This window comes from Coleofasciculus sp. H7-1 (assembly GCF_057473865.1).
The window spans coordinates 20,082-44,220 of record NZ_JBYCCT010000061.1 but is presented as its reverse complement, the minus strand read 5'-3'; the positions used below and the strand labels follow the sequence as shown (position 1 = coordinate 44,220).

The 24,139-nt window shown below is 44.1% G+C and carries 13 protein-coding genes and 1 pseudogene; 7 read left to right on the top strand and 7 right to left on the bottom strand.

Features of this window, described 5'->3' with window-relative positions:
• Window positions 1-3: 3 nt before the first annotated feature.
• The 6 genes from AC2VDX_RS15255 to AC2VDX_RS15230 all read left to right on the top strand — a co-directional run bounded on the left by AC2VDX_RS15255 (window position 4) and on the right by AC2VDX_RS15230 (window position 6,140).
• Window positions 4-1,053: a Rieske 2Fe-2S domain-containing protein gene (locus AC2VDX_RS15255; RefSeq protein ID WP_378183162.1), complete on the top strand. Its 1,050-nt coding sequence runs from the start codon at window positions 4-6 to the stop codon at window positions 1,051-1,053.
• Between the two features lie 345 nt (window positions 1,054-1,398).
• Complete coding sequence (locus tag AC2VDX_RS15250; RefSeq protein ID WP_378183159.1) at window positions 1,399-1,698, top strand: 2Fe-2S iron-sulfur cluster-binding protein; 300 nt, start codon at window positions 1,399-1,401, stop codon at window positions 1,696-1,698.
• 55 nt (window positions 1,699-1,753) lie between these two features.
• The gene (locus AC2VDX_RS15245) at window positions 1,754-2,776 is read left to right on the top strand and encodes an aromatic ring-hydroxylating dioxygenase subunit alpha (RefSeq protein WP_378183156.1); all 1,023 of its coding nucleotides are present in this window, start codon (window positions 1,754-1,756) and stop codon (window positions 2,774-2,776) included.
• A 323-nt stretch (window positions 2,777-3,099) separates the two neighbouring features.
• The gene (locus AC2VDX_RS15240; protein WP_378183153.1) at window positions 3,100-3,828 is read left to right on the top strand and encodes a sterol desaturase family protein; all 729 of its coding nucleotides are present in this window, start codon (window positions 3,100-3,102) and stop codon (window positions 3,826-3,828) included.
• A 51-nt stretch (window positions 3,829-3,879) separates the two neighbouring features.
• Window positions 3,880-4,488 (top strand): acyl transferase, encoded by a 609-nt coding sequence (locus AC2VDX_RS15235; RefSeq protein WP_378183150.1) that lies wholly within the window; start codon window positions 3,880-3,882, stop codon window positions 4,486-4,488.
• Window positions 4,489-4,613: 125 nt separating this feature from the next.
• Window positions 4,614-6,140 (top strand): GH3 family acyl-acid amido synthetase, encoded by a 1,527-nt coding sequence (locus AC2VDX_RS15230; RefSeq protein ID WP_378183147.1) that lies wholly within the window; start codon window positions 4,614-4,616, stop codon window positions 6,138-6,140.
• A 216-nt stretch (window positions 6,141-6,356) separates the two neighbouring features.
• On the opposite strand, the gene AC2VDX_RS15225 is transcribed toward AC2VDX_RS15230, so the two are convergent.
• From AC2VDX_RS15225 to AC2VDX_RS15195, 7 genes and pseudogenes are all read right to left on the bottom strand, one after another.
• Window positions 6,357-8,339, bottom strand: a complete 1,983-nt coding sequence (locus tag AC2VDX_RS15225; protein WP_378183144.1) for a diguanylate cyclase domain-containing protein — start codon at window positions 8,337-8,339, stop codon at window positions 6,357-6,359.
• A 15-nt stretch (window positions 8,340-8,354) separates the two neighbouring features.
• Complete coding sequence (locus AC2VDX_RS15220) at window positions 8,355-10,328, bottom strand: adenylate/guanylate cyclase domain-containing protein (protein WP_378183141.1); 1,974 nt, start codon at window positions 10,326-10,328, stop codon at window positions 8,355-8,357.
• Between the two features lie 8 nt (window positions 10,329-10,336).
• Window positions 10,337-15,940, bottom strand: coding sequence for a PAS domain S-box protein (locus tag AC2VDX_RS15215; protein ID WP_378183138.1), 5,604 nt, complete (start codon window positions 15,938-15,940; stop codon window positions 10,337-10,339).
• 362 nt (window positions 15,941-16,302) lie between these two features.
• Window positions 16,303-17,076: a DUF928 domain-containing protein gene (locus AC2VDX_RS15210; protein ID WP_378183134.1), complete on the bottom strand. Its 774-nt coding sequence runs from the start codon at window positions 17,074-17,076 to the stop codon at window positions 16,303-16,305.
• 291 nt (window positions 17,077-17,367) lie between these two features.
• Entirely contained in the window at window positions 17,368-20,004 is a 2,637-nt protein-coding gene (locus tag AC2VDX_RS15205) for a CHAT domain-containing protein (RefSeq protein WP_378183131.1), read from the bottom strand.
• Window positions 20,005-20,194: 190 nt separating this feature from the next.
• Window positions 20,195-22,492, bottom strand: a complete 2,298-nt coding sequence (locus AC2VDX_RS15200) for a two-partner secretion domain-containing protein (RefSeq protein ID WP_378183128.1) — start codon at window positions 22,490-22,492, stop codon at window positions 20,195-20,197.
• Between the two features lie 657 nt (window positions 22,493-23,149).
• Window positions 23,150-23,344 (bottom strand): annotated as a pseudogene (locus AC2VDX_RS15195) (hypothetical protein); the annotation flags it as partial.
• A 136-nt stretch (window positions 23,345-23,480) separates the two neighbouring features.
• Between AC2VDX_RS15195 and AC2VDX_RS15190 the strand changes: the two are divergent.
• Complete coding sequence (locus tag AC2VDX_RS15190; protein ID WP_378183125.1) at window positions 23,481-23,888, top strand: ChuX/HutX family heme-like substrate-binding protein; 408 nt, start codon at window positions 23,481-23,483, stop codon at window positions 23,886-23,888.
• Window positions 23,889-24,139: the final 251 nt, after the last annotated feature.

Below are 24,139 nucleotides of genomic sequence, written 5' to 3'. Positions count from 1 at the left end.
GATATGAACCAGTTCCAAAATCAAAACACGCAACCCCTATTAAAAATGAAAATATTTAATAATTGGGATGTTGTTGCCAAAGGCTGGTATATTGCTTGTCCTAGCCGAGAAGTTCCTCAAGGTAAGGCAAAATCTTTGGAAATCTGCGGACAAAAAATTGTTATCTTTCGCGGACAAGATGGAAAAGTTCGCGCTTTAGATGCTTATTGTCCTCACCTAGGAACCGATTTAGGAATTGGGCGAGTGGATGGAAATCTTATGCGCTGTTTTTTCCATCATTGGGCATTTGATGGAGAAGGGAATTGTCAAGATATTCCTTGCCAATCAGCAATACCCGAAAAAGCTCGCCTTCAATCTTACGCTACTGATGAAAAATACGATTTTATTTGGGTGTATCCAGATTCAAAAGCACCGGAAGGTGTGGCAGAATTTGATGAACTTAAAGGCAAATCAATTGTAACAATACACGACAAAGCATTTGAGCGGAGTTGTCATCATCACATTTGTATGATGAATGGCATTGATGCTCAACATTTGCAAACTGTTCACAAAGTAGACATCAATATGAATCTATCATTGCGTCAGAATCAATCTGGCAATGTGATAGATTTTACTCTTCAAGGCGAGTTTCCTAAAACTACTCGTAGAGAACGGCTTGGACGAAAAATTCTCGGCGATACTTATGAGTATTCTATGAGGTATGCCGATGGCTGCATGGGACTTTTGACTATGATGAAGAATGTTCGGCTTCTTCCTTCACTGCACATGATTTATGCCTATACTCCGGTTGCACTTGGAAGAACCCGCATCCAACCGATTTATGTAGCAGAGAAAAGAAAAGGAATGTTTGGGTGGTTGGTGACGCAACTATTACTTTTATTCACTCGACTGGGATATTATGCTTTGAAAGGGGAAGATGGACAAATTTATGACAATATTCGCTATAATCCCATTGCAATTCTGAGTATTGATACGCCATTAGTTAAGTATATGCATTATGTGAATCAACTTGAACTTTCTGTATGGTCTAAGGAGTTTAATAATACAAAATAGATATAAAAGTTCTATTTTAGTAATGAAAAAAATGCTCTATGTGTAGGTTGGGTTGAGGCACGAAACCCAACATTGTCAGCAATCGGCAAGCGTTGGGTTTCACTTTGTTCAACCCAACCTACAAATTGAATAAGATTTTTTTACGAACCGCCAAGGACGCAAAGTACGCGAAGAAAGAGGAAGAAGAGGTGTAGGTTGGGTTGAGGCACGAAACCCAACATTGTCAGCAATCGGCAAGCGTTGGGTTTCACTTTGTTCAACCCAACCTACAAATTGAATGAGTTTTGAAATCTTTAACAAAAGTTTTTTGTTGCTGGATTTTTAATTACAAGTTTTTAATTAAATATGAATGAGCAATGCTGTGTCGTCTCGTTTCCAGGGACTGATTATTCTACCCTAACCCTGGAGAAGCACTCTAATCTTTCGGAGCATCTGACGGTACAAAATTCTCCGGTACTCTTTGGATGCCGTACCGGAATTTGTGGGACGTGTCTTGTAGTTGTAAAAGGTAATATTCCTCCTCCCAGTGAAGATGAAAAAGAGGTATTGGAAACTCTAGCGTCAGGAAATAATCAAGTGAGGTTAGCTTGTCAGTTGGATCTCAGCAGCGACATTGAAATTGCTGCTTTTGATAATGAAGAATGAAGCCAAAAAATCTTCTATTTCTTATTCTTAATTTTTAATTTATTGCGGAGGATTAGTGAAATTTGAAGATTTCTGGTATGTTGTGGCACTCAGCGAACATCTGAAGCCGAATACTGTGCTAGAACGCACGGTTTTGGGGGAATGGCTGGCAGTTTTTCGAGGAGACGACGGAAAGCCGGTGGCGTTGCGCGATCGCTGTATGCACAGAAACAGCCGTCTCTCTAAAGGAAAAGTCTGTCGGGGAACACTCCAGTGTCCTTACCACGGTTGGGTTTACGACAAAACTGGGAAGGTGGTGGCTGTCCCCGCCGAGGGAGAAGACTTTAAGGCGACTCATGCTCGTCGCACTAAGCATTATGACACTAGAGAGCAGGATGGCTACGTGTATGTGAGGCTGGCGGAAAAGCCGAGTGAGGAGTTTGAGCCTTTTAAAATGCCTTACTACGGAAAGCCTGGATGGGAGACGGTGCGAGTCATCAACCGTTTCCGGAACAACGTTACCAACTGTGCGGAAAACTTTATTGACATTCCTCACACCGCCTCGGTTCATCCTGGGGTATTCCGCACTTCTCGCAAGCAAAAGCTGGAAATGACGGTTGAGAGGCGAAATGGCTCAGTTTTCGCAGAATACCGCAACGAAACGACAAACCTCGGCTGGTACACCTGCTTTCTGAATCGGAAAGGTTACGAGATCCGGCACACGGATAGCTTTCATATGCCCAACGTTACCAGCGTGGAATACGATATGGCAACCAAAAGAAGGCTTTTTATTACTAGCCAATCGATTCCGGAAGCGGAGGACTCTACTCTCGTTTATACCGACGTAACTTTTAACTACGGCATTTGGAACAAGATGGCGCGTCCGTTTGTTCGCTGGACTGCCCAATATATTATCCACCAGGATGTGGAGGCGCTTGGTATCCAACAGGAGGTAATTGAAAAGTACGGTACCCAGTTTGCCAATACACCAGCTGACACAATCCACGTCCTGGTTGAATCTATTCGGAGCAAGATTGAAGCAGGAGAAGATCCTAGAACTCTCTGCGATCAGTCTGTTCAAGTAACCTTCTGGGTTTAATTCGATTTTGGATTTTGGTTTTAAATGACCTAACCCCCTAACCCCCTTCCCTGCGAGGGAAGGGGGAGAAGTCAAAATCTAGGTGGCGAATAACCGATCGCACTAAGGATTTTGGATTTTGGATTGGGAACTATTAGAAAGTAAGTGACTTTCTTCGGAAATCATATCAAATTCGGTTGATGACACCCAATTACAGAAGAACCTCTCCCCGCCTTCCTTCCCCCCTCTCCGTTAACGGAGAGGGGTTGGGGGTGAGGTTCTAAATGATGACGATTCAAACGAATTCAATATCAGGCAACATTCCCTAAATTGAGCTATTAGCGATGGGAGTATTCTTCACTTTTGCGATCTTAATGACACTGACTGTGGCAAATGACCGCAGTTTTGCTGCTTTGCAAACGAGAACCTACGAGGACTGGATTTTAGATGCTGTTGGTCTATTTTTTCAGGGTGTTCTCATCCCGATTCTTCAGCTCACAGTGGTCTACCAACTTTGCCACTATCTTTTACCAAGCGATCGCGCCTTGCTTGTGCCTCCAGTTGTGGCATTCTTTCTGAGCTTCGTGTTTGTGGATTACATCTACTACTGGAACCATCGCCTGCTACATAGTCGGTGGCTCTGGCGTCTCCACGTAGTTCATCATACCAGCACGGAAATGAATGTCTTGTCTACTTCCAGAAATACTCTGTGGACGAGTTTTTTGATTATTTACTTGTGGGTTCACGCTCTATTTATTTATCTGCTGCAAGATCCCACTTGGTACATCGCCGGTGTTAGTCTTAGCTCAGCTCTAGACTTGTGGCGTCACAGCACCATAACTCCGATACCAAACTCCTGGCTGTATCGCTGGCTATCGACTTTGCTGATAGTACCCCAAGATCATGCTTGGCACCATGCGAGCAGCTCAGTTTGCGGTAACTACGGAGCGAATTTTAAGCTTTGGGATCGGATGCACGGAACGTATTACAAAAGCGATCGCTTCCCTGATTCTTTGGGTGTCAAAATCAACCTCACCTTAACTCAAAAGCTAGTATGGCCTTGGAAGAATTAAAAATTAAAAATGAAGAACCCAATTTTTTAATTTTGCATTTTTAATTTGACTATGACTTTCTTCAGCATAATCCTCTCTTGTTTTCCCGCCTTAGTTATCCTGATAGCGATCGCGTCCTTCCTCTGGATATGCGTTTCACCAGGAATCTTTAGCATCTCGGCTTTTTTCCTTTCTCTGTACGGGTTTCCCCTCTTGGTGTATCGCATCCACGAGCGTTTTTACCCAGTCGAGGAAGGTATCAGCTATCTAGGCAGCAAAGAGTATTCACCCTGGTGGGGAAGTTACCAAATCCAAGTTATTTACATTGCGTTTCCAGCGCTAGAAACGTTGTTACGCCTGATTCCCGGTGCTTTTTCCTTATGGCTGAGACTGTGGGGAGCCAAGGTTGGTAAAGGCGTCTACTGGACACCGCAGTTAGAAATTGCCGATCGCGGATTAATCGAGATAGGCGATCGCGCAGTTTTCGGTCACGGGATTGGCATCTACTCCCACATTATCAAACCCAGAAAACACGACTTGATGCTGTATGTCAAGAAGGTGAAAATTGGCAGCAACGTCTTCCTAGGAGCCTGGAACCACATTGGCCCCGGAGTTGTAGTTGAGGAAGGAACCTACGTTCCTGTTGCTACACACATTTATCCCAACAAAAAATTCAAGTAATATCCAACCGAAGAAAACTAACACCCCGCCTCCGGCTCCTCTGTTTACTTCCGGCTCCCCTCTCCGCTTTTCGGAGAGGGGTTGGGGGTGAGGTTCCAAATGATCATCCAAACAGATTTGATATAATGCGCCCTTTTGTCAAGCTTTTCGGACAACTTCTTTCTCCTTACGCCAATCGCTTCTTTCAAGCACTAGAAAATCCCCAAAGAACGCAGCAATCTGTTCAGGAGGAAATTGTATGCCACCTTGCTAAAAGCGAGTATGGCAAATTTTTGGGCATACACTCGGTTGCAGATTGGCATCGCATTCCGATTGTCAACTACGACAACCTTAAAGAGTGGATCGACAGGCAGAAGACAACCCAGCAGCCAATCCTGACGCCAGAATCTATTCTCTTTTACGAGAAGACTTCCGGAAGTAGCGGAGTAGCAAAGTTGATTCCTTACACGAAATCTCTTCGAGCTACCTTTAACCAGATGTTCTGTGTTTGGGCGCATGACCTGATTCAGCATGGCCCAGGGTTTTCTACTGGTAAGATATACTTCTGCATCTCTCCCCGGCTTGATGCTGCAAGTACAAATAGCATTCCAGCCGGATTGGAGGATGATTCGGAGTATCTGGACGAATGGTTAATGTTATTTCTTCGTCCCTTTCTGGTTTCTCCTCCGGGATTGAATCGCCTTCGCAATGCAGAGGAATTCAAAGATAAACTTTCCCAAGCGCTTTTACTCGAAGAAAATCTGGAAGTTATCTCAATTTGGAGTCCGAGTTTCCTCCGCGTACAACTCGACTACATCCAGACGCATCGGGTGCGATTGTGGAAAGAACTCAAAAACAAAATGTCAGCTAAACGTTCTAAACTTCTCTTAGAGCCAGAGATTCCGTGGACGCTGCTTTGGCAAGAATTGAAGCTAATTTCTTGCTGGGATAGTGCTAATGCGGCGGATGGTGCAGGGTTTTTGCGATCGCTCTTTCCCGGTGTCATGGTGCAGGGAAAAGGACTTCTCGCTACCGAAGCACCGATGACAATTCCCCTGATCGAGGCACAGGGATGCGTCCCGATGCTCGATGAGGTGTTCTTTGAGTTGGAGGATGGAGACGGGAAAATTCACCGACTCCACGAGATTGTGGCGGGGATTGACTACGAGATAATTATTTCTCAGAAAGGGGGATTGTACCGCTACCGAATTGGCGATCGCGTGCGCGTCAGCCACTTTTATAAAGGAACGCCATGTCTGGAATTTTTGGGAAGAAATCAGGCGACAAGCGATCTGGTGGGTGAGAAGCTGCATTCTGAGTTCGTGCGCTCTGTCATTGAGGATTTGGCGCTAGAAGGAACGTTTTTCAAAAGTTTGGTGCCTTCCAGAAAGCCAGTGGATCGTTATATCCTTTTGCTCGATACAGCCAAGGAGTCACCTGATGCGATCGCGCAACGATTAGATGATGCTTTGATGCGATCGCACCACTATCGCCAAGCTCGACTCTTAGGACAGTTGTCTCCGGCGCGGGTGTTGGTGTCAAGACAAATCCCGGAAATTCTCACCCTATACGGGATGAGAGCTGGCAAGAAATGGGGAGACTTAAAACATCCCCTGTTAGCGATCGCACCCCTTGAGGAAGAATTGCTCGCCGAGCTAGAAAAAGTCTCTTAGAACAGTTGTTTTCGCTGACTTATTATCGGTTCCGAAGCGCTAACAATTTCACCAGAACTGACATCTTCTCTAAATATTTTGAGTCAGTAGTTCCATACAAACAGGACTTACGCAAAGCTTATACATATAGCGTTTTGTAGGGGCAATCCCCCTGTGGTTGCCCTCAGATGTGGTGATGTGCGGCGAGTCCATACAAAGAGAGGAAAAACCGAGTACTTATACATGCGCTACGCGATCGCGCCCCTCTCTTTTGGCTGCATAAAGTGCTGCATCAGCCGCATTAATCAGATGTTGCGGCGACAATTTTAAATTGGGTACACTACCAGCTACGCCTAAACTGACAGTTACATAGCCGCACACATTAGACTGGCTGTGGGGAATCGCCAAGTTACTGATTGCCTGTCGAATCGCCTCCGCTACGAAAACAGCTCCTTGGATATCAGTATTGGGCAGAATTACGGCAAATTCCTCCCCACCATATCGCGCGACTAAATCTGCTGGACGCCGGACAACACTTTTAATCGCACTAGCCACCTGGCGCAAACAATCATCCCCTGCCAGATGACCGTAAGCATCGTTGTAGCGTTTGAAAAAATCTACATCTAACAAAATCAAAGACAGCGGCGCTTGTTCGCGTTTTAGGCGCTTCCAATTAGTATTCAGACACTCATCAAATCGGCGACGATTCGCAATCTGAGTTAAGCCGTCTAGGTTAGCGAGTTGCCGGAGTTCCCGATTGGCAGACTGCACATATTGGTAGAGTTGGGATTGATGAATCGCGATCGCCACCTGATTTGCCAACTGATGCAATAAATTCACTTCAAATGCCTGCCACTCACGAGGAGCAGCACACTGGTGAGCAATCAGTAACCCCCACAGACGATCTTCTTTCAAAACCGGCATTGCTACAGCAGCTTTGACCTGATAGCGTTGTAAAAACTCAATCGCATCGGCTGTAAAATTAAACTTTTCAATGTCGTACAAAACTATCGGTAATCCCTGAGAAAAAGCGCTAAAACATTCTTGCATCCAAAATGGATTCGCAGTTTGTCCTAACATTTGAGGGTAGTTTTTACCGACTGATTCTGCCACGAAGGTGCCGTTACCGTTAGCTCCGAACTGGTAGATAGCCACCCGATCCGAAAGCAAACAGTGTCGAATGTTGTTGACTGTTACATCCAGAATCTCGTCTAAATTCAGCGATTGGCGAATTTGTTGAGTAACTTCGGCAATTAGCCGTTCCTGTGCTGCCTGTTGTCGCAGCACTTCCTCTGTTTTTTTGCGCTGAATCATCGACCCTAATTGGGTAGCGACTGCATTAACGAGTTGGAGCGATCGCTCATCCGGTTTCATTTCCTGTTTATGGAAAAATATCAAAACTGCCAGCACTTGATGGTCGAATGTAATCGGAATTCCTAAGATCCCTTTAAGTCCCATTTGTGCGGCAATTTGAGCGCGAACAACAACGGTCGAGTTCTCCTGCGTCATGTCTGCAATCCATTCCACTTGTTGGGACACCCAAACTCGTCCCGCCAATCCCTCCCCCAGAGCAAAGCGAAACGCCTCACTCTGGCGTCGAAATTTATCAAAACGGACGTCCCCGTACCAACATCGACGATATTCAAGTAAAGTCCCCTCCGAGGAAGGCATCCACGCTTCACCCAGCTCCCAACCGAGGTTTTGACAAATATTGCTCAAAATCACTTCTAATGCTTCTTCTACATCAGCAGCAGAACTAATTGCTTGAGTCGTAGTCAGTAAGAGTTGTAACTGTGTATTCTGAGTTTGCAGCTGCAACTGAAACCGACGCAGCCGCAATTGATGTTCAATTCGCACCAAAACCTCAAGTGGCTCAATCGGTTTTGTGATGAAATCTACTCCCCCTACTGTAAAAGCATTCACCTTATCAAAGGCTGCATCCAAAGCACTGATGAAAATAACCGGGATGCTACAGGTTTGGTCTGAGGCTTTCAATTGTCGGCAAACTTCATACCCATCCATGTCCGGCATTTTGATATCAAGCAAAATCAAATCGGCAGGGCTTGCCTGAACCGATTGCAGCGCTAGCTTACCACTCAGTGCAACACGCACTTTATATCCATGAGTTGACAAAATTTGAGTTAACAAACTAACATTTGCTGGTGTATCGTCAACTACCAGTATTTTTTCTTTTAATGTCAAATCTTGACGCCGATGCATAAAGTGGTTTTATAGTTATTTTTGACCGAGAAGAAGATAAGTCATCATCTCCCCCTTACCTTTTATTAAAATAGTCCCTCGTTCTTGGAAAAGAAACCGTTCCTTTAAACGTTCGTAAACGGCAGCCGTTACCTGAGTCTGACCAGGAATCCCACTTGACTCCATCCGGGAAGCCACATTCACTGTATCTCCCCATAAGTCATAGCTAAATTTGGTTAAACCAATTACTCCAGCGACTACAGGCCCAATATTAATCCCTATACGGAGACGGAAGCTTTCATTAATTTCCGTATTGAATCTAGCTATAAAATTTTGCATATCCAGTCCCATTTGGGCAATTGATGAGGCATGATCCGATCTCGGTATTGGTAGTCCTCCTACTACCATATAGGCATCCCCAATTGTTTTTATTTTTTCTAGACCATGTTGTTTAGACAACTGGTCAAATTCACTAAAAATTTGATTGAGAATTTCTACAAGTTCAGTTGGAGTCTTTCTGGATGCAAAATTAGTAAATCCTACTAAATCAGCAAATAAAACACTAACATCAGAAAAACTATCGGCAATAACTTGCTGATTTTTTTGTAAGCGCTCAGCAATTGGTTTAGGCAATATATTTAATAAGAGTTCTTCGGTTTGTTTTTGAGCGAGTTTTTGCGCTGTAATATCAGAAACAGTTCCTTCGTAGTAGAGAATTTTTCCCTTAGAATCGCGGACTGCACGCGCGTTTTCAGAAATACAAATAATTGTCCCATCCTTGCGGAAAACTTGAGACTCAAATCCAATTACAGCATGATTAGATTCCATTTCCTCTATAAATTCGCGCCGTCGATTCGAGTTAACATAAAGTTGGCGTTCAATATTTTGAATACTGGTTATCAATTCTTCTGGAGATTCATAACCATAAATCTTCGTTAGTGCTAAATTGGCGCTCAAATAACGCCCAGAAGGTGTAGTTTGATAAATTCCTTCTACTGCATTTTCAACAATACTGTGGTAACGTTCTTGAGTAATTCTGAGGATTTCTTCAGTTTGCTTGTGATGAATCAAAGGACCTAATTGGGTAGCCACTGCGGTTACTAAATTAATTGTATGTAAATTCATAGGAACTGAAGTCTTTTTATAAAAAACTAGAATCGCTAATACTCGTTCGTTTAATATAATTGGAACTCCAAAAGCAGAGACTAAACCAGCAGTTACTATTTGCTCGTGTAGAATTAAGGAATCTTTTACTTGTAGAATATCTTGTTCCCATTCTGGCTTTTTAGAAACAAATATTTTACCGGGCAACCCAAGATTAGGAGCCAAGGTAACTGTTATACTTTTATTTTTAAAATCTAAAAAACTAGCGTGGCTAGAAGACCAATTTTGACTGCATTCTAAGATATTATTATCTTCAGTGGGCAACCAAGCTTCGCCATAATCCCATTGAATTGTCATGCCAACTAAGTGCAATACAGCTTTTAACACAGAATGAACGTCATTTTTGCGACTAATTGCTTGAGTTGTTGCTAATAAAAGACGGAGTTCAACTTCTGCTTGTCGCCGTGATTCTAGGTGTTTTTGCAGTAATTTATTTTGCTCTGTTAGTTGCAGTTTTAGTTCGCGAATGCGTAGCTGATTCTCAATTCGTGCTAAAACTTCTAAAGATTCAAAAGGTTTTGTGATATAGTCAACTCCACCAACTGTAAAAGCGTTTATTTTGTTAATCGTTTCATCTAAAGCACTAATAAAAATAACCGGGATCTCGCGAGTATTCTCTGAAGCTTTTAGATATTTGCAAACTTCATATCCATTCATTTCTGGCATATTAACATCGAGCAACATCAAGTCAGGAGGATTTGAATTGCAAGAGCTGATTGCGAGTTTACCGCTGAGCGCAACCCGCACTTTATACCCATGTTGAGATAACATTTGAAAGAGCAGTTTTAAATTTGCAGGATTATCATCAACTACCAATATATTAGTTTTAGATATAGGCGCTTCCATTGGGATTATCAGCCATTTACAGATTGAATTAAGGTCAATAATTGCTCAAACTCGTATTGATTAGCCAATGCCATTAGAGCTTTTGACAATATTTCATTTTGTGGATGCACTTGCTCAATTAGTGTAGTGATTATTTCTAAATCACCCTCAACAAGAGCCTGAGCTAAATTTTCTAACCAATCCTTAGGTAAATCAGCAAGATCGGCGGTATTTAAGGATAGCGGTTCCGGTAATTTTTTTTCAGATGCAGCAGTAATTTCCTCATAAGTAAAGGAGACACCTAAATGTCTCTGGACAGCATTAAAAATATCTTCTTCTCGGAAAGGCTTGCGGATAAAGTCATCACAGCCAGCTTCAATAACAGCTGCTTTATCTTCATTTAAGGAGCTGGCGGTCAGAGCAATAATCGCGGTACGAGAATTTGGTAATCTCTTCTGAAATGAAGGTTTCTGATGCTCCAGCTTTCTAATCTGTTTAGTGGCTTCATAGCCGTCCATTATCGGCATTCGTATATCCATCCAAACTAAATGAGGTGAACTACGTTCCCAGATGTCTAATGCCTCTTTCCCATTAGAAGCTTCGTGTAATTCAAAGCCAAGGGGCTGGAGGAGTTTGAGCAGCAATTGGCGATTAAAATCGCTATCATCTGCGATAAGCATTTGATAGCGAGGTTGCTGGGGAGCGAGTGCAATGATCCGGCGGTTTTGGAGCGGGATTGCAATCTCGCTTGCAGTTATAATACTCGCTTGAATGTCAAATTTGAATGTTGTACCTTGTGGAAATAACGTGCTTGTGTTGTCATTAAATTCCCTAATAGGAGTTCCGGGGGTGAAAGCTTTGCCGCCACTGATGAGGGTCATTTCACCTCCCATTAAATGGACAAATTGACGGCTAATTGTCAATCCTAAGCCAGTTCCTTCTTGCACTTGTTGACCGGCTGCTGTTTGCACGAAAGGTTTGAATACCTTGTCGAGTTCGTCGGTAGCAATACCGGCTCCCGTATCTGAAACTTCAAAGATAATTGAGGAAAGGGGAGAAATAGAAGGGGATTCGGAATTTGTTATCCCCTGTTTCACTTTAACTAATACCGTTCCGGAAGCGGTAAATTTAACGGCGTTACCCAGCAGGTTAATTAGCACTTGACGCAACTTGACTTCATCAGTGCGGAGGTATTGGGGAACATTGGTAGCACAGTCAAATTTTAGGTTTAAGCCCTTTTCTTTAGCTTTCAAAGAAAACATCGCTTCGACATCATTTAGCAAGCTGTAGAGGTCGAAGTTATTTTCATTGAGCGTCATGCGTCCAGCTTCAATTTTGGAGAGATCGAGGACTTGGTTAATCAGTGTAAGCAGGTGTTCTCCACTGCGACGAATGATACTGAGATTTTCTTGCTGTTCTGTTGAAAGATTAGGGGCACGACTCATGAGGTGGGAAAAGCCTAAGATGGCGTTGAGGGGGGTTCGGAGTTCGTGACTCATGTTGGCGAGAAAGATGCTTTTGGCGCGGTTAGCAGCCTCAGCGGCTTCTTTGGCTCGTTCAAGTTCAGCTTCTACTATTTTACGAGTGGTAATATCGACTCCGATTCCCAAAACGCAGACTTGAACGCTTGCAGGTGGATGCAGAGGAATTTTTTGCCATTGAAACCATTTATCCTGGTTACTTGCGCCTGTCACTTTTTCTTCGGGAACAAATAAGGGTTGACCCGTTTCAATGATAGAGCGGGTTTCTTCGAGGAAATGCTCAACATCCTCTAAGAATGGATGAAAGTCTACATCCCGTTTACCCACCAGTTCTTCTACAGTCGTGTTGTAGAGCTTGGCAGCAGCTTTGTTAAGTAGCACAAACCGTCCTTCCCAGTCTTTCACAAAAATACTGTTGGGGTCATTATCAATTACCTTTCGCAGGAACTCTTGTTGCTGTCGGAGAGCTTCTTCAGCAATTTTGCGATCGCTAATATCCAAAAGTACCCCCCGCCAAATTATGCTGCCAGCAGCTTGGGATTCCGGACGAGAGCTGGCTGCCAGCCAACGAGTGCTACCATCTGGGTGGAGATAGCGCCACTCATAATAGAAAGGCGTTAAATTGTTGAGGCTGAGTTTTAGAGCGGCGTTGTAACCAGGGAGGTCTTCTGAGTAGTATCGATCTAGGAGGACTGAGAAATTCCCCATCGCCTCTTGAGCGGAAATACCTAAAAGTTCGCCACACCCTTCGCTGATGTAGTCTAGAAAATGTCTGCCCTCGGCATAGTAAATGTAGGTGAAAACCGCGCCGGGAAGGTTATCGGCAAGACCCCGCAAGCGAGCTTCGTTCTCCCGTAAAGCTTCTTCTATGCGTTTGCGATCGCTAATATCGATGGCATGACCGACGACTCGAAGTGCTTGTCCGTCTGCATCTCGCACAACCACCCCATAATCCAACACATGAGTGTAGCGATCTTCTCGGTGACGGAACCGATATTCAAACATATAATCATTTTGACTAGCGATCGCCTCGGAAAACGTTAGCGAAACCTGCGGCAAATCCTCCGGATGGACGCGCTCAACCCACCACTTACCCGTTAGTCCAGCTTCTTCGGGACGGTATCCGCTCGTTTCATAGAGTCCCTGCGTCCGCAGAACCATATCCTGCTTCAGATCCCAGTCGTAAACATATCCTTTAATTGCCGATGCCGCTAGCAGAAAACGTTCGTTGCTCTCTTTGAGCGCTTGCTCTGCACGTTTGCGCTCGGTGATGTCAATCGCCACACCTCCTACAAGGCGTTCTCCAGAGAGGTTCGCCAGCGGAAACTTGTACACCAGAAAATCCCCGATTGTGCCGTCCTGTCTGGGAGCTTGTTCGATCGCCTCTACTGACTGATTCGTTTGGATGACTTTCCGAATGTTTTGCAGATACTGTTGCGCGAATTCATCAGCATAAAGCTGTGTTACAGTTTTGCCAACTACATAGCCTTCTGGGATTTGGAACATCTGGGAGTAGGTTTTGCTGAAGAAAACAATTCGCCCATTTTCATCCGTGATCCAAGAAGCCGCTGGGCTGTTATCCATGAACCCATGAAAACGGGCTTCGCTTTCTTTTAAGGCGAGTTCTGCCTGTTTGCGAGCCGTAATATTCGCGAATGAAGATACCACTGCATACGGCAGAGATTCGCCAGCCCGAAATAGAGGTTGGGCGTTAATAGAAATCCAGGTTAAGCTACCATCTGGCTTGTAAACTCCCATCACTACATCAGAGCAAGGTTCACCAGTTCGTAGCGTCACCATTGCCGGATGCTCCTCCCCTGGAAAGGGCGAACCATCTTCACGAATGGCTTGCCAGATGGGATCGATAGAAGATCGCCCCATTATTTGCTTGCGGGACAAGCCGAGAATTCGTTTAGCACTAGCGTTACAGGTGCGGATAACGCCGCTCCTATCTTGCAAAACAATGCCCTCTGCCATCGTTGTCACGACTGAACGATAGCGTTCTTCGCTTTCTTGTAAGGCAACTTCTGCAAGCTTGCGTTCTGTGACATCCCGCACGATACAAACCACTTCATCAGCACCGCTTTTCACAATGCGTGCCTCGTAGTTGTGAATGCCATCGGGTTTTTCCAAGTCGTGTTCGTAGGTTTGTCGCTCTCCGGTTTCAACTGCTACCCGAAAACGCTCCAGCAGGTCATTTTTAACCTGTTCGGACATCGGTAAATCCCGTAAGTTTCTGCCAATTAAAGCTTCAGGCGGCATCAGCAAGGCTTCTTCGCCTGTTTTTACGTCTAAATAAGTGCCGTCTATTCGGTGCCGGAACATTGCATCGGGAATCGCGCTCAAAAGCGCCTGCATTCGTTCGTCATTCTGATGCAAGGCTGCTTCTACCTGCTTGCGTTCGGCAATCTCCTGCTCTAGCTGGGCATTGGTTTGGGCTAGTTTAGCAGTGCGCTCTTGTACTTGGCTTTCTAAAGTACGGTTGTAGTCGGCTAGCAGATGTTCTGCTTGCTTGCGCGAGGTGATGTCAACCAGCAAGCCATCCCAAATAATATCGCCGTTGGCTTGCTTTTCTGGGCGGGAAGTGGCTTGCACCCATTTCAAGTGACCGGAAGGCGAGGTAATGCGACCTTCCCAGTACCAAGGCTGCAAGTCTCTAGCAGAAACCAGGATGGTTTCATTTAGCAAAGGCAGGTCATCGGGATGCACCGCGTCCCAAGCAATTTGAGGATTTTGGACGATCGCTTCTGGTTCATATCCATAGATTTCACGAGCGCCAGAACTCATGTAGGTAAACTCAAGGCTGCCGTCTGGATGAAGTATGTATCGATAAATGACACCCGGTACATTTTCCGCGAGATGGCGAAACTTCGCTTCACTTTCCCGCAGCGCGGATAAGGCTTGTTTGCGCTCCAAGTTGGCTATGTGCTGGTATTCCAGACTGCGATAAGCGATAAGCGCAATGGCAGAGCCAGTCATGGCGATTAGCGGGGAAACGACAGGTAGCCACCAGCTTGCTAAAAAAGCTAGGTAACTGCCACCCGTGAGAATTCCCCCGATTAGGCAAATGCTAACCCCATAGACGATCCATCTGGCAGCAAGATTATTTCTGAAGGGGTTGAAGCTAAGTAACGTCCAACTCACTCCACCGCCAATCAAACACCAAACCAAAATCCATAAGGCTTCTTTTGGTTCAGACCAAACATGGATGAAAGGACGACCATCTAAAGCAGCACTCAAAATTTGACTGGTTAAATTGGCATGAATGACTACGCCCGGTAATCGTTTGGGAGTTGCAAAGAGACTACTACTATAAGGGGTGAAGGAAAGGTCATTGAAGCTAGAGCCGATTGCGCCGATTAAGACAATGCGATCGCGTAAAATATTCGGCGGGATGCGGTTCTCTAGAACATCCGTCAGCGATACGGTGGAGAAATTTTCTAACATCCCCCGGTAGTTCAACAAAATCTGGTAGCCACCAGAATTGGCACGAACGTAACCGCCTTCATTTCCCGTAAATGGGGCAAATACAGCTTTACCTAATCGCAATTTATTGGCACCAACGCTCTTGAGGACAATCCCTTCTTTTTCCAGATACATTAAAGCCAGCTTTGCGCCTAAGCTCAGGTGGGTTTTACCATCGGATGTTCTGACAGACAGCAACCCTCGACGTACTTTGCCATCTGCATCTAACACCAAATCGGCGAGTCCCACTTGGTTCAGACGATTCAACGTTGGGGGTGGTGCAACCGGATTTCCTACCGCTTTTTCGACACCCACTAGGTTAGGCGTAGATTCAAATACTTTAACCAGTGCTTGATGACTGGGGGGGACTGGCAAATCTCGGTAAATATCCAAGCCAATGGCTCTGGGTTGCTGAATTTTTAGTTTCGCGATCGCTTCAGCTAACACAGCATCAGAAATAGGCCATCGTCCTACTTTTCCGATATCTGATTCATCAATAGTAATAATTACAATACGCGGATCGATTGGTTCGGGAGGTCGCCAGCGAAAAAATTGATCCAATATAGCCCAGTCAAATATTTGCAGTAAGCCTAAAGAACTTGTAGCAATGACTGTGCAAGCCACAATAGGAACTGTAATCAGTAGCCCGCGCCATTGCCAAATTTGCTTTTTAAGTTTTTGTACCATTAATTTTTAGTATCAAAAATAAGGTGAAGGGGGAAAGGGAAAAGGGGAAAGGCTTCTTTGCCCCTTCCCCTTTACCCGTTACCCTAGTTTAAAAGTGGCTTTGTTGGGTTTCGCTTACACTCTATCCAACCTACGATTTTTATTCATGTTTCAGGAGTTTTGGATAGTCTTTCAGCTTAAATCCTCAAAACTTTCAATTTTCATCTCCATTCCTTTACCCGTTACCCTAGTTTAAAAGTGGCTTTGTTGGGTTTCGCTTACACTCTACCCAACCTACGATTTTTATTCATGTTTCAGGAGTTTTGGATAGTCTTTCAGGTTAAATCCTCAAAACTTTCAATTTTCATCTCCATTCCTTTACCCTAGTTTAAAAGTGGCTTGGTTGCGATCGCTTGTAGCCCAACCGAGTTTAACAATTCCTGCCACGTTGAAGCCAAGGTTGCTTCACTCGGCTCTAAGCGTCTAGCTTCAGCTAAGCTAGCTACGGTATCGTACCAAAGCCCATTTTTTCCATACACAGCAGCACGCTCTAGTAGAGGTTGATTCTGGATCTGGCTCATTAGCTCGGAGGTGAGTCTAACTCGTCGAATTTCTCCTTGTACGCCTGGGATACCAGGTCTGAGTCCTTGTTCGCCAACGATGATAAAAGTCCACCGATAGTTCTTGTCAATTTCTAGAGGTGGCGCATTATCCGGGAGTTTGAAACTAAGAATGCCTTCTTGACTAGAAATCGGGATTTTTGCTTGGTAATGAAAATTATTATTTTCGTCTATTAATCCAAAAAATATTTCCTTAGCAGAAGTTGGAGGTACATAAACCAAGAATGTTGGATGCTCTGCTATTGTTAACCTGGTTGTAGTTGCTGGCACCAGCGGAGTAACACATCCACCGATAGCGATTACCGCTTGAGAACATTCATCGCCACGAGATGCACCTCCTGCCGTGTCATCTGGTTGTCCACTTCCTGGAGGCTCAAAAGTTACGCGAACTATCGAAGTACCGGGTAGAGTTTGAGATTGGTTAACCGGCTCAGATTGGGCGCTCACTTTGGTTAAAAAGCTAGGAACAATAATGAGTCCTAGTGATAGAAAAAATGCAACTAGCGTTAGAGCGCTAAAATATTTTTGCTGTGTCATTTTCTTACATCCTAAAAAAAGGATTTTACTGAGTTTATACTTAATTATTACTGGATAAGACGTAGATTTCTTCCGTGAAAATACTTACTTGTTGTAAAAAGCTCCTCCGAGAACAGTAATCATGTTTATGGACTTTTATAATTTCTATGCTATTTGGCTATTTACAACCCAAAATTTCCGTAGTTTCACACAGATATGAACTCTTGAGACATTTGGGTAACTCTCTGTTGGCTTTATGGGAGCGAAAGTTCCACAGAGTGCCAAGTCACTAGACCGAAAACTTCTGCCTATTCAAAGCCAACTTCCTACTAGAATGAATGATGCCCAGTAAAAAGGATGAGCATATTTTGGCTGTTTGAGCAGAGCTATCTGTGCCTGACGAAGAGCTTTAACTTTGCTTTCTCCTTGTAATAGTTGCTGGTAAAATTCGCCCATAAGCTTAGCAGTGGATTCATCTTGTACTGACCAGAGAGTTGCTAAAGTACTGCGTGCGCCAGACCGCACGGCTACTCCTGCTAATCCTAATACCGCTCGCTTATCGCCAGTTGCAGTTTGGCAAGCACTCAGAACTAATAGTTCAATCGGATTAAAAGTACCCGGCTCTCTAGAACGTAATAAGTTCTCAAAATCTTTGACATTTATTCTGCCATTCCACGTCAGAATAAATGTAGAATCTGAGCTAGAACTAAACTGACCGTGAGTAGCTAAATGAACAATAGAAAAAGAATTTGTATTCAGATGTTTCTGTAAGTTAGTTTCGGTGAAATTCTGATTTAGAAATACTTTAGACGGAACTTCGGATGCGATTTGACTAACTTCAGATACTACTCCTGGCAATGCTGAAAAACCTTGGCGAGCTTCGGTAATTCCGCCTGCTAAAATTTTGGTTCGCTTTTGGGCAAGTAACTGACTTAACGGCGCATTTCCCACTCGTGATGCAACTATCTGTAAACCCGGAGCCACTACAATATTGTACTTTTCAATGAGATATTGTTTGCCATCGTACAGCGCTGCCATTGGTAAATTTCGCAACGAACCGTCTAGCACAAATACTAAAGTGGCGATATTACTTTTGGTTAACTCTGTTTCAGCAGGTTGGATTAACCAGCTATAAACTTGTTGAGACAGGCGCAAACGAACTTCACTTGAAAAAAATAAATTAAGAGATTCTAATAACTGCTCCAGCGTTTTTTCTATATCATTTTGCAGCAACTTAGTCGTGTAATGGCTGAGAGGTTTTCCGGGTAAAGATAAGATTACCTCTAAACGATTTGACAAAATAATGGGGTAGATGACTGCTGCTTGAGGATCGAGTTGATCAATTTGCTGGGGTTTAACATCTAAACAAGCTTCTCGAAAAAAGTTATCTAATTCTGCTAAATGTAGCGCTTCAATGACTTCACGAGCTTGTTTGATATTTGTTTGACTGGGATTAGATTCTAACAGTAACTCCACTAACTCACGGTAAATGGGTTCGACGTTTTCGCGGAAGGAAAGTTGAACGTCAGGATTAAGGGCTATCAAGTCACTGCGGAGGGATTGTAAGGTATTAACGGCTTTGGTGTAAGCAGCGATCGCATTCGGAATATCGCCTTGCTGTTTGAGAAGTTTGCCGAGTTGCCCTTGCCAACGAGCAATAATACTAAAAGCATTAATTTCTTGCGCGATCGCTAGTGCTTGTCTCGTCAGAGCCTCGGCTGGTTCCCACTGCTGCGTTTGTTCGTACAGGTATCCGAGTTGACCCAGCGCGTAAGATTCAGCACGCGAGTCTTTAAGCATTCTCGCTTGTTCGACAGCTTTTGCTAATATCTGGGCAATTTCTTGAGAATTGACCATCTGCGATCGCTCTTCCCGATCTCCCAATTTTATGAGAGTTCTAGCCAAGTTGACTCGACTGTAGACAGCGGCGCGACTGGGTAATATACTCTCTAATTGAGACTGGATTTGGGGTAATAATGCTTGGGCTGCGGCTGGTTGTTCAGTTTCTACTAGAAGGCTTAATCGGTTCAGTTGGGCTTCTATAACTAAAGAATTGGGAGAATTCTCTACTATCTTTTGGTAGATTTCCAGCGCTTCTTTCGGTTTTTGTAAAGTTCTAAGAGTATTTCCCAAACTAAATAAACTGGCATTAGTTTCTAAGGGCAAGTTTAGCCTTTGGGCGAGCGACAAACTTTGTTCTAAAATCTCCTGGGACTGAGTTAAATCTCCCACTACTTGCAAGGTAACTCCCAGACTTCGCAATCCCGATACTTTAAGCGAGGAATCTGGCAAACTTTGCAACTGGGTATTTAATTGTTCTAAGTTTGTTTTAGCTTGTCGGTAGAGTCCCAATGCTTGCAAAGCTTGAGCTTGGTTTATCAAACTGCCCAATTTTCCAACGTCATCGCCTGCTGAACCGTAAGCTTTTTCAGCTTGTTTCCAGGTATCTAAAGCCGCTTCAGTTTGTCCCATTGCTAGCTGGAGACTGCCTTGAGTATTCAAAACTTGGGCAAGAGTGGCTGTATCGGGTTGGGTTTGCAATAAATTGAGACTTTGGGCGATCGCGCTTTTCGCTTGCTCCCATTGTCCCAATTCTTGATAAGCGTTCGACAAATAACTGAAAGCGATCGCAACTTGGAGCCGATCTCCCTGCGCCTCAAGGTTTTTAATCGCTTGTTGCCAGAACGCGATCGCTTCATCAAATCGTCCTGCTTCATAAAGGTTTCTACCTTGTTCTAGTACAAAGGCATCATTCTGAATTTTAGATTCTGAACGATCGTCAGAATCCGGAATATTTTTAACAATAGATACCAATTGAGAATCGGAATAAGAAAATTTAGGATTAGTCTGCGCTAGTGCTGGGAAAACTGTTGTCACCAAAAACAGTGTCAGCAAGCCTAGCCAGATGGTGTAATGAATACTTTTTTGGAGCAAACGAATTTTTAACATTAAACCTTTGGCAAAACTGAATAATTATTCCTATTTATCTGCGGCTAAAAATCAATATCCTTCTTTCCAGAAATCTCTAGCAATCTAAAATTAGTTTTTAGATTTAATGAACCGCCAAGAACGCTGCATAGCGCTAAGGAAGAGAAAGAAGAGAAACGGAATATTTTATGAATGATTGAAGATGGCTATATTACTGAGAAACGCTGCAATTAGCAATTTTATCAGAGGGAATTTGGGGCACACTATTGATAGATTTGGCGACCAGTTCTACCTCACCATTAGCATTTTTTACCCATCCAGTTGCCTCGACCATTAGAGTACGTGCGGAGGCAGTCTGGGAAACGGGGACGGGGATCGAGGCATTACCCATACGGGGACGCAAATCCCGCCAAACAGTACTTCCTAATAAAGTTTCATTGGGGTCTGCGGGCAAACCGCCGCGTCCGGTAACAACAAAACTATTACCCCTAGAAGCCGAACAACCTTGGGCAATTTGATCGCTGATGTCAGTCAAATTTTCTGGCAATGCGACTAAGCCAGTAGAAGGGTTAACATCGGCAGTATTGATTTGGACAATGCCGCTGAACTGAGTTCCCAGACTAGAGGTGGCGGTGATATCGCTGTTTGAAGTTTTAAAGATGCCGCTAGCATTAATTCTTACTTGACCCCCAAAGCCTTGCTGAGCATTGGCAGTAATGTCGCTATTTTCTAAAGCGACCAACGTTTTTGTATTAATAATGATGTTGCCGCCATTGGTACTCATATCATTATTGGCGATCGTCTGACCCGTATCAAACAAGATGATGTTGCTGGCATTAGTAGTAATCAGGCTGTTGTGCCGCAATCGCAAATCTTGGGATTCAATCGTAATATTTCCCTGTTCCGCCTGCCGCTGAGTCGCTCTAATAATCGAGTTATTATCTAGCTCAACTGTGGTAGCGCGAATATTAATGTTACCAGCATTACCTTTCCCAAAATTAGCAACATTAATTGTTGCCCGATCCCGAAAGATCAATCTGTCAGCAATTACGGTTACATTGCCAGCATTTCCCGTCAACGGCGGTGGAGAACTCGCAAGATTGCTTAAGCTAGTCCGGGCATAAAAACCGCTACCAATTCTCCCGGTTGCAGAAGTTCCTCGTATTTGTACCTGATTGGCTCGAACTATGATATTGCCACTTTGACCTGCGCCAAAGGTAGACACAGAGATCACAGCTCCATTTTCAAGGGATAGTTGTTTAGCATCAATAATCACATCACCGCCAACTCCAGTTGAGCCACCAGTAGGATTAGAAAAAATACCCGTCAGACGCGATCCATTCGCTGAAAGACCCCCCAGTTGCACATCCCTCGCTTGCACCTTTAAAGCACCAGAATTCCCAGAACTATTAGTTCCCATACCAATGGATGCTCCATTTCGCAGCAGCAACCGATCTGTTGTAATTGTTAAATCGCCGCCTTTTCCCTGACCATTCGTCTGCACAAAAAAGCCGCTACCGATTCTACCATCGGCTGTTCTCCCAATCAGTTCCACCGTATCCAAAGCATTGATGGTGGCGCTTCTCCCCGGTTGAGATCCTTGTGTGAGGGATACGATGAGCGAACCTTGTTCTAGTTTCAGATTTCGGCTTTGTATCTGAAACGAACCTCCCTGTGCGCCGCTGCTATCTACTGAAGCAGCACCAGACAAGTTGATATTGCCTAATTCTGCAAGTTTTTGCTCATTGTTGAAGCTGATTTGTTCGCTGCTGACTTGCATTGGCAATAAGCCACGAGTAACTGACCAAAGTGCGATCGCTCCCGATTCAGCCTTTAAATTACCGCCCTCTAAGGCGATTTCTCCCCCGACTAAAGCTAAAGTTTTACCAGCTTGCACCGCTAGACCATCGGTTGTCGTATTCGGCTCTAGTCCGCCTGTCTGTCCGAACCTGAAATTGTGACCCGACCCTTGGACGCGAATTACTCCCGCATTTGACCCATTGAATTGTAAACCAATCGGAAGATTTATCGTTAGCAATGGGGAAGCGCTGGGATTGGTAGCGCTGAACTCAGTTCCATTGCTAAATTGAATGCTGTTAGCAGTCGAGGCGAGGAACGAACCACCTATATTGAGTTTGGCATTTTGACCAAAAATAATGCCATTGGGATTGAGTAGAAATAAACTAGCTTTACCGTTAGCTCGAATCAATCCATCAATATGAGAAAGATTGCTACCTGTAATGCGATTGAAGATATTTTGAGTGTCTAGGGCGTTGTTGAAGAAAGCTTCAGTGTTTATAGGAATGGAAAATTCTGTAAAGCTGTGAAATAGATTGCCGCCTACTTGCGTGCCGCCCTCAATGCGGATGGCGTTGCCTTCTGGGATAGCAATGGTATTATTTGGCAGCGTAGCATCCGGAATAATTTGTGCTAAGGTGCGACTAGAATTACTTACCCATAAAAGGAAAATCGTACCAGTAACCCAGAGGAAGCGACCAGGCTGGCTCACAGTTTTTAAACTCAAAGATAACGCTTGTCTACAGTATACGTGATGTGCAATTTTCCCTAGGGAAAATCTCACCCTAGGCTTCTAGGGAAAAGTTGATTGTAATAGAAGAAGAGGTCGGACGGATGGTTCCTATGGAATAGTTTATCATTGCCGTGTTTTCCTGCCTAGATGACCTGTTGAAAAAAGTCATTTGTGGTCAAAGAGTGCAAGAACGGGGATTTCGATAGAGATGTTTAAGTTGTGTTAATTAAATGATAAATAGCTCCAGAGAATAAATTGTTTGAATCAGTAAACAATAAACTGATGGTTAGCTCGTGCATAAATGTGGATTTCGCAGCTGTTAGAAAATGCGCTAGGGAGTAGTCATACCAGCGCATTGCGATTGAAGATGCCCAAATGCGTCATGGATGTAAGAGCCGTCGCCTGGGAGTCGATGGTTACATAATTACTCGTAGAAGCTTGTCATCAGCCCCAAGGCACCGCTGCTAAGGTTAGAGTACCCGCTGGCGCTGACAATTGTCCTGTACTAACAGACTAGACTGTGCCGCCGAGTAACCTGGCTGAGTTGCTGTGAACGTGAAGTCGAGATCCTAGGGCAACTCTTACGAAGTCGGGGAGCTGAAGCGCTGGCATCTCACAACTAAAATAGGATTGCTATATGGATGAGTCTGTTAACGAGCGATCGCCACCGCTGACTTGCCCTAAGATATTCTCAATAGACGGATTAGAGAGATTGGCAATTTGGTTCTGGCTAAGACCGAATTAGCTGAAACTGTGGAAGAGATTCGCCTTATCGCCTGAAAGAGTACCGCCAGTAGAGATAGCTAATTTGATGCATGGATGATTTTGTATGCTTTAACATGAGGAAAAATTTATTTTTCAGCCATGAATCTTGTGCCCGAAATTCCAAGATTACTTAGACAATCGGTTATCCTAGTTTAACCTTAATGTCAACCAAACTTTAGTTTTCTCAACATTTAAATTCACCATGAGCGCTAATCTGAAAGAATTTTTAGAAGCCTGCGAAAATTTAGGAACACTGCGTCTGATTGTTACCAGCAGTGCTGCTGTTTTGGAAGTACGCGGCCCAATTAGAAAGCTGTTTTATGCAGAATTACCCAAAGGTAAGTACGCTAATATGCACGCCGATATATTCGAGTTTCACCTAAATATGGATGCTATCAAGCAGGTAAAATTTGAAACAGGCGAATCAAAACGGGGTAACTTTACTACCTATGCAATTCGCTTCCTGGATGACAAAAATGAACCAGCATTGAGCGCATTTCTCCAGTGGGGCAAACCAGGAGAATACGAACCAGGGCAAGTAGAAGCATGGCAGTCTCTTCAGGAGAAATATGGAGAAGTTTGGGAACCAGCACCCATTGATTCGGTGTAGTCGAAAAAGCAAAATCCCGCCGAATTTTTTGCTGCGTTAGAACCGGGTAAATTGAGGATATTTCTGTGTGTAAAAGCAATCTAAATCTCCAAACAAACCCACGCCTACCGCGATCTTATGAGTCTTTTGGGATCAACCCGTTGCACTTTATCGCTATCGACTACAACTTTTGCCATGTGCCTGTGAGTAATGTTGGTAAGAGGATGTTTGAAAAGTTGCTGACAATACACCAACCCTTTGGAGATCCCCCT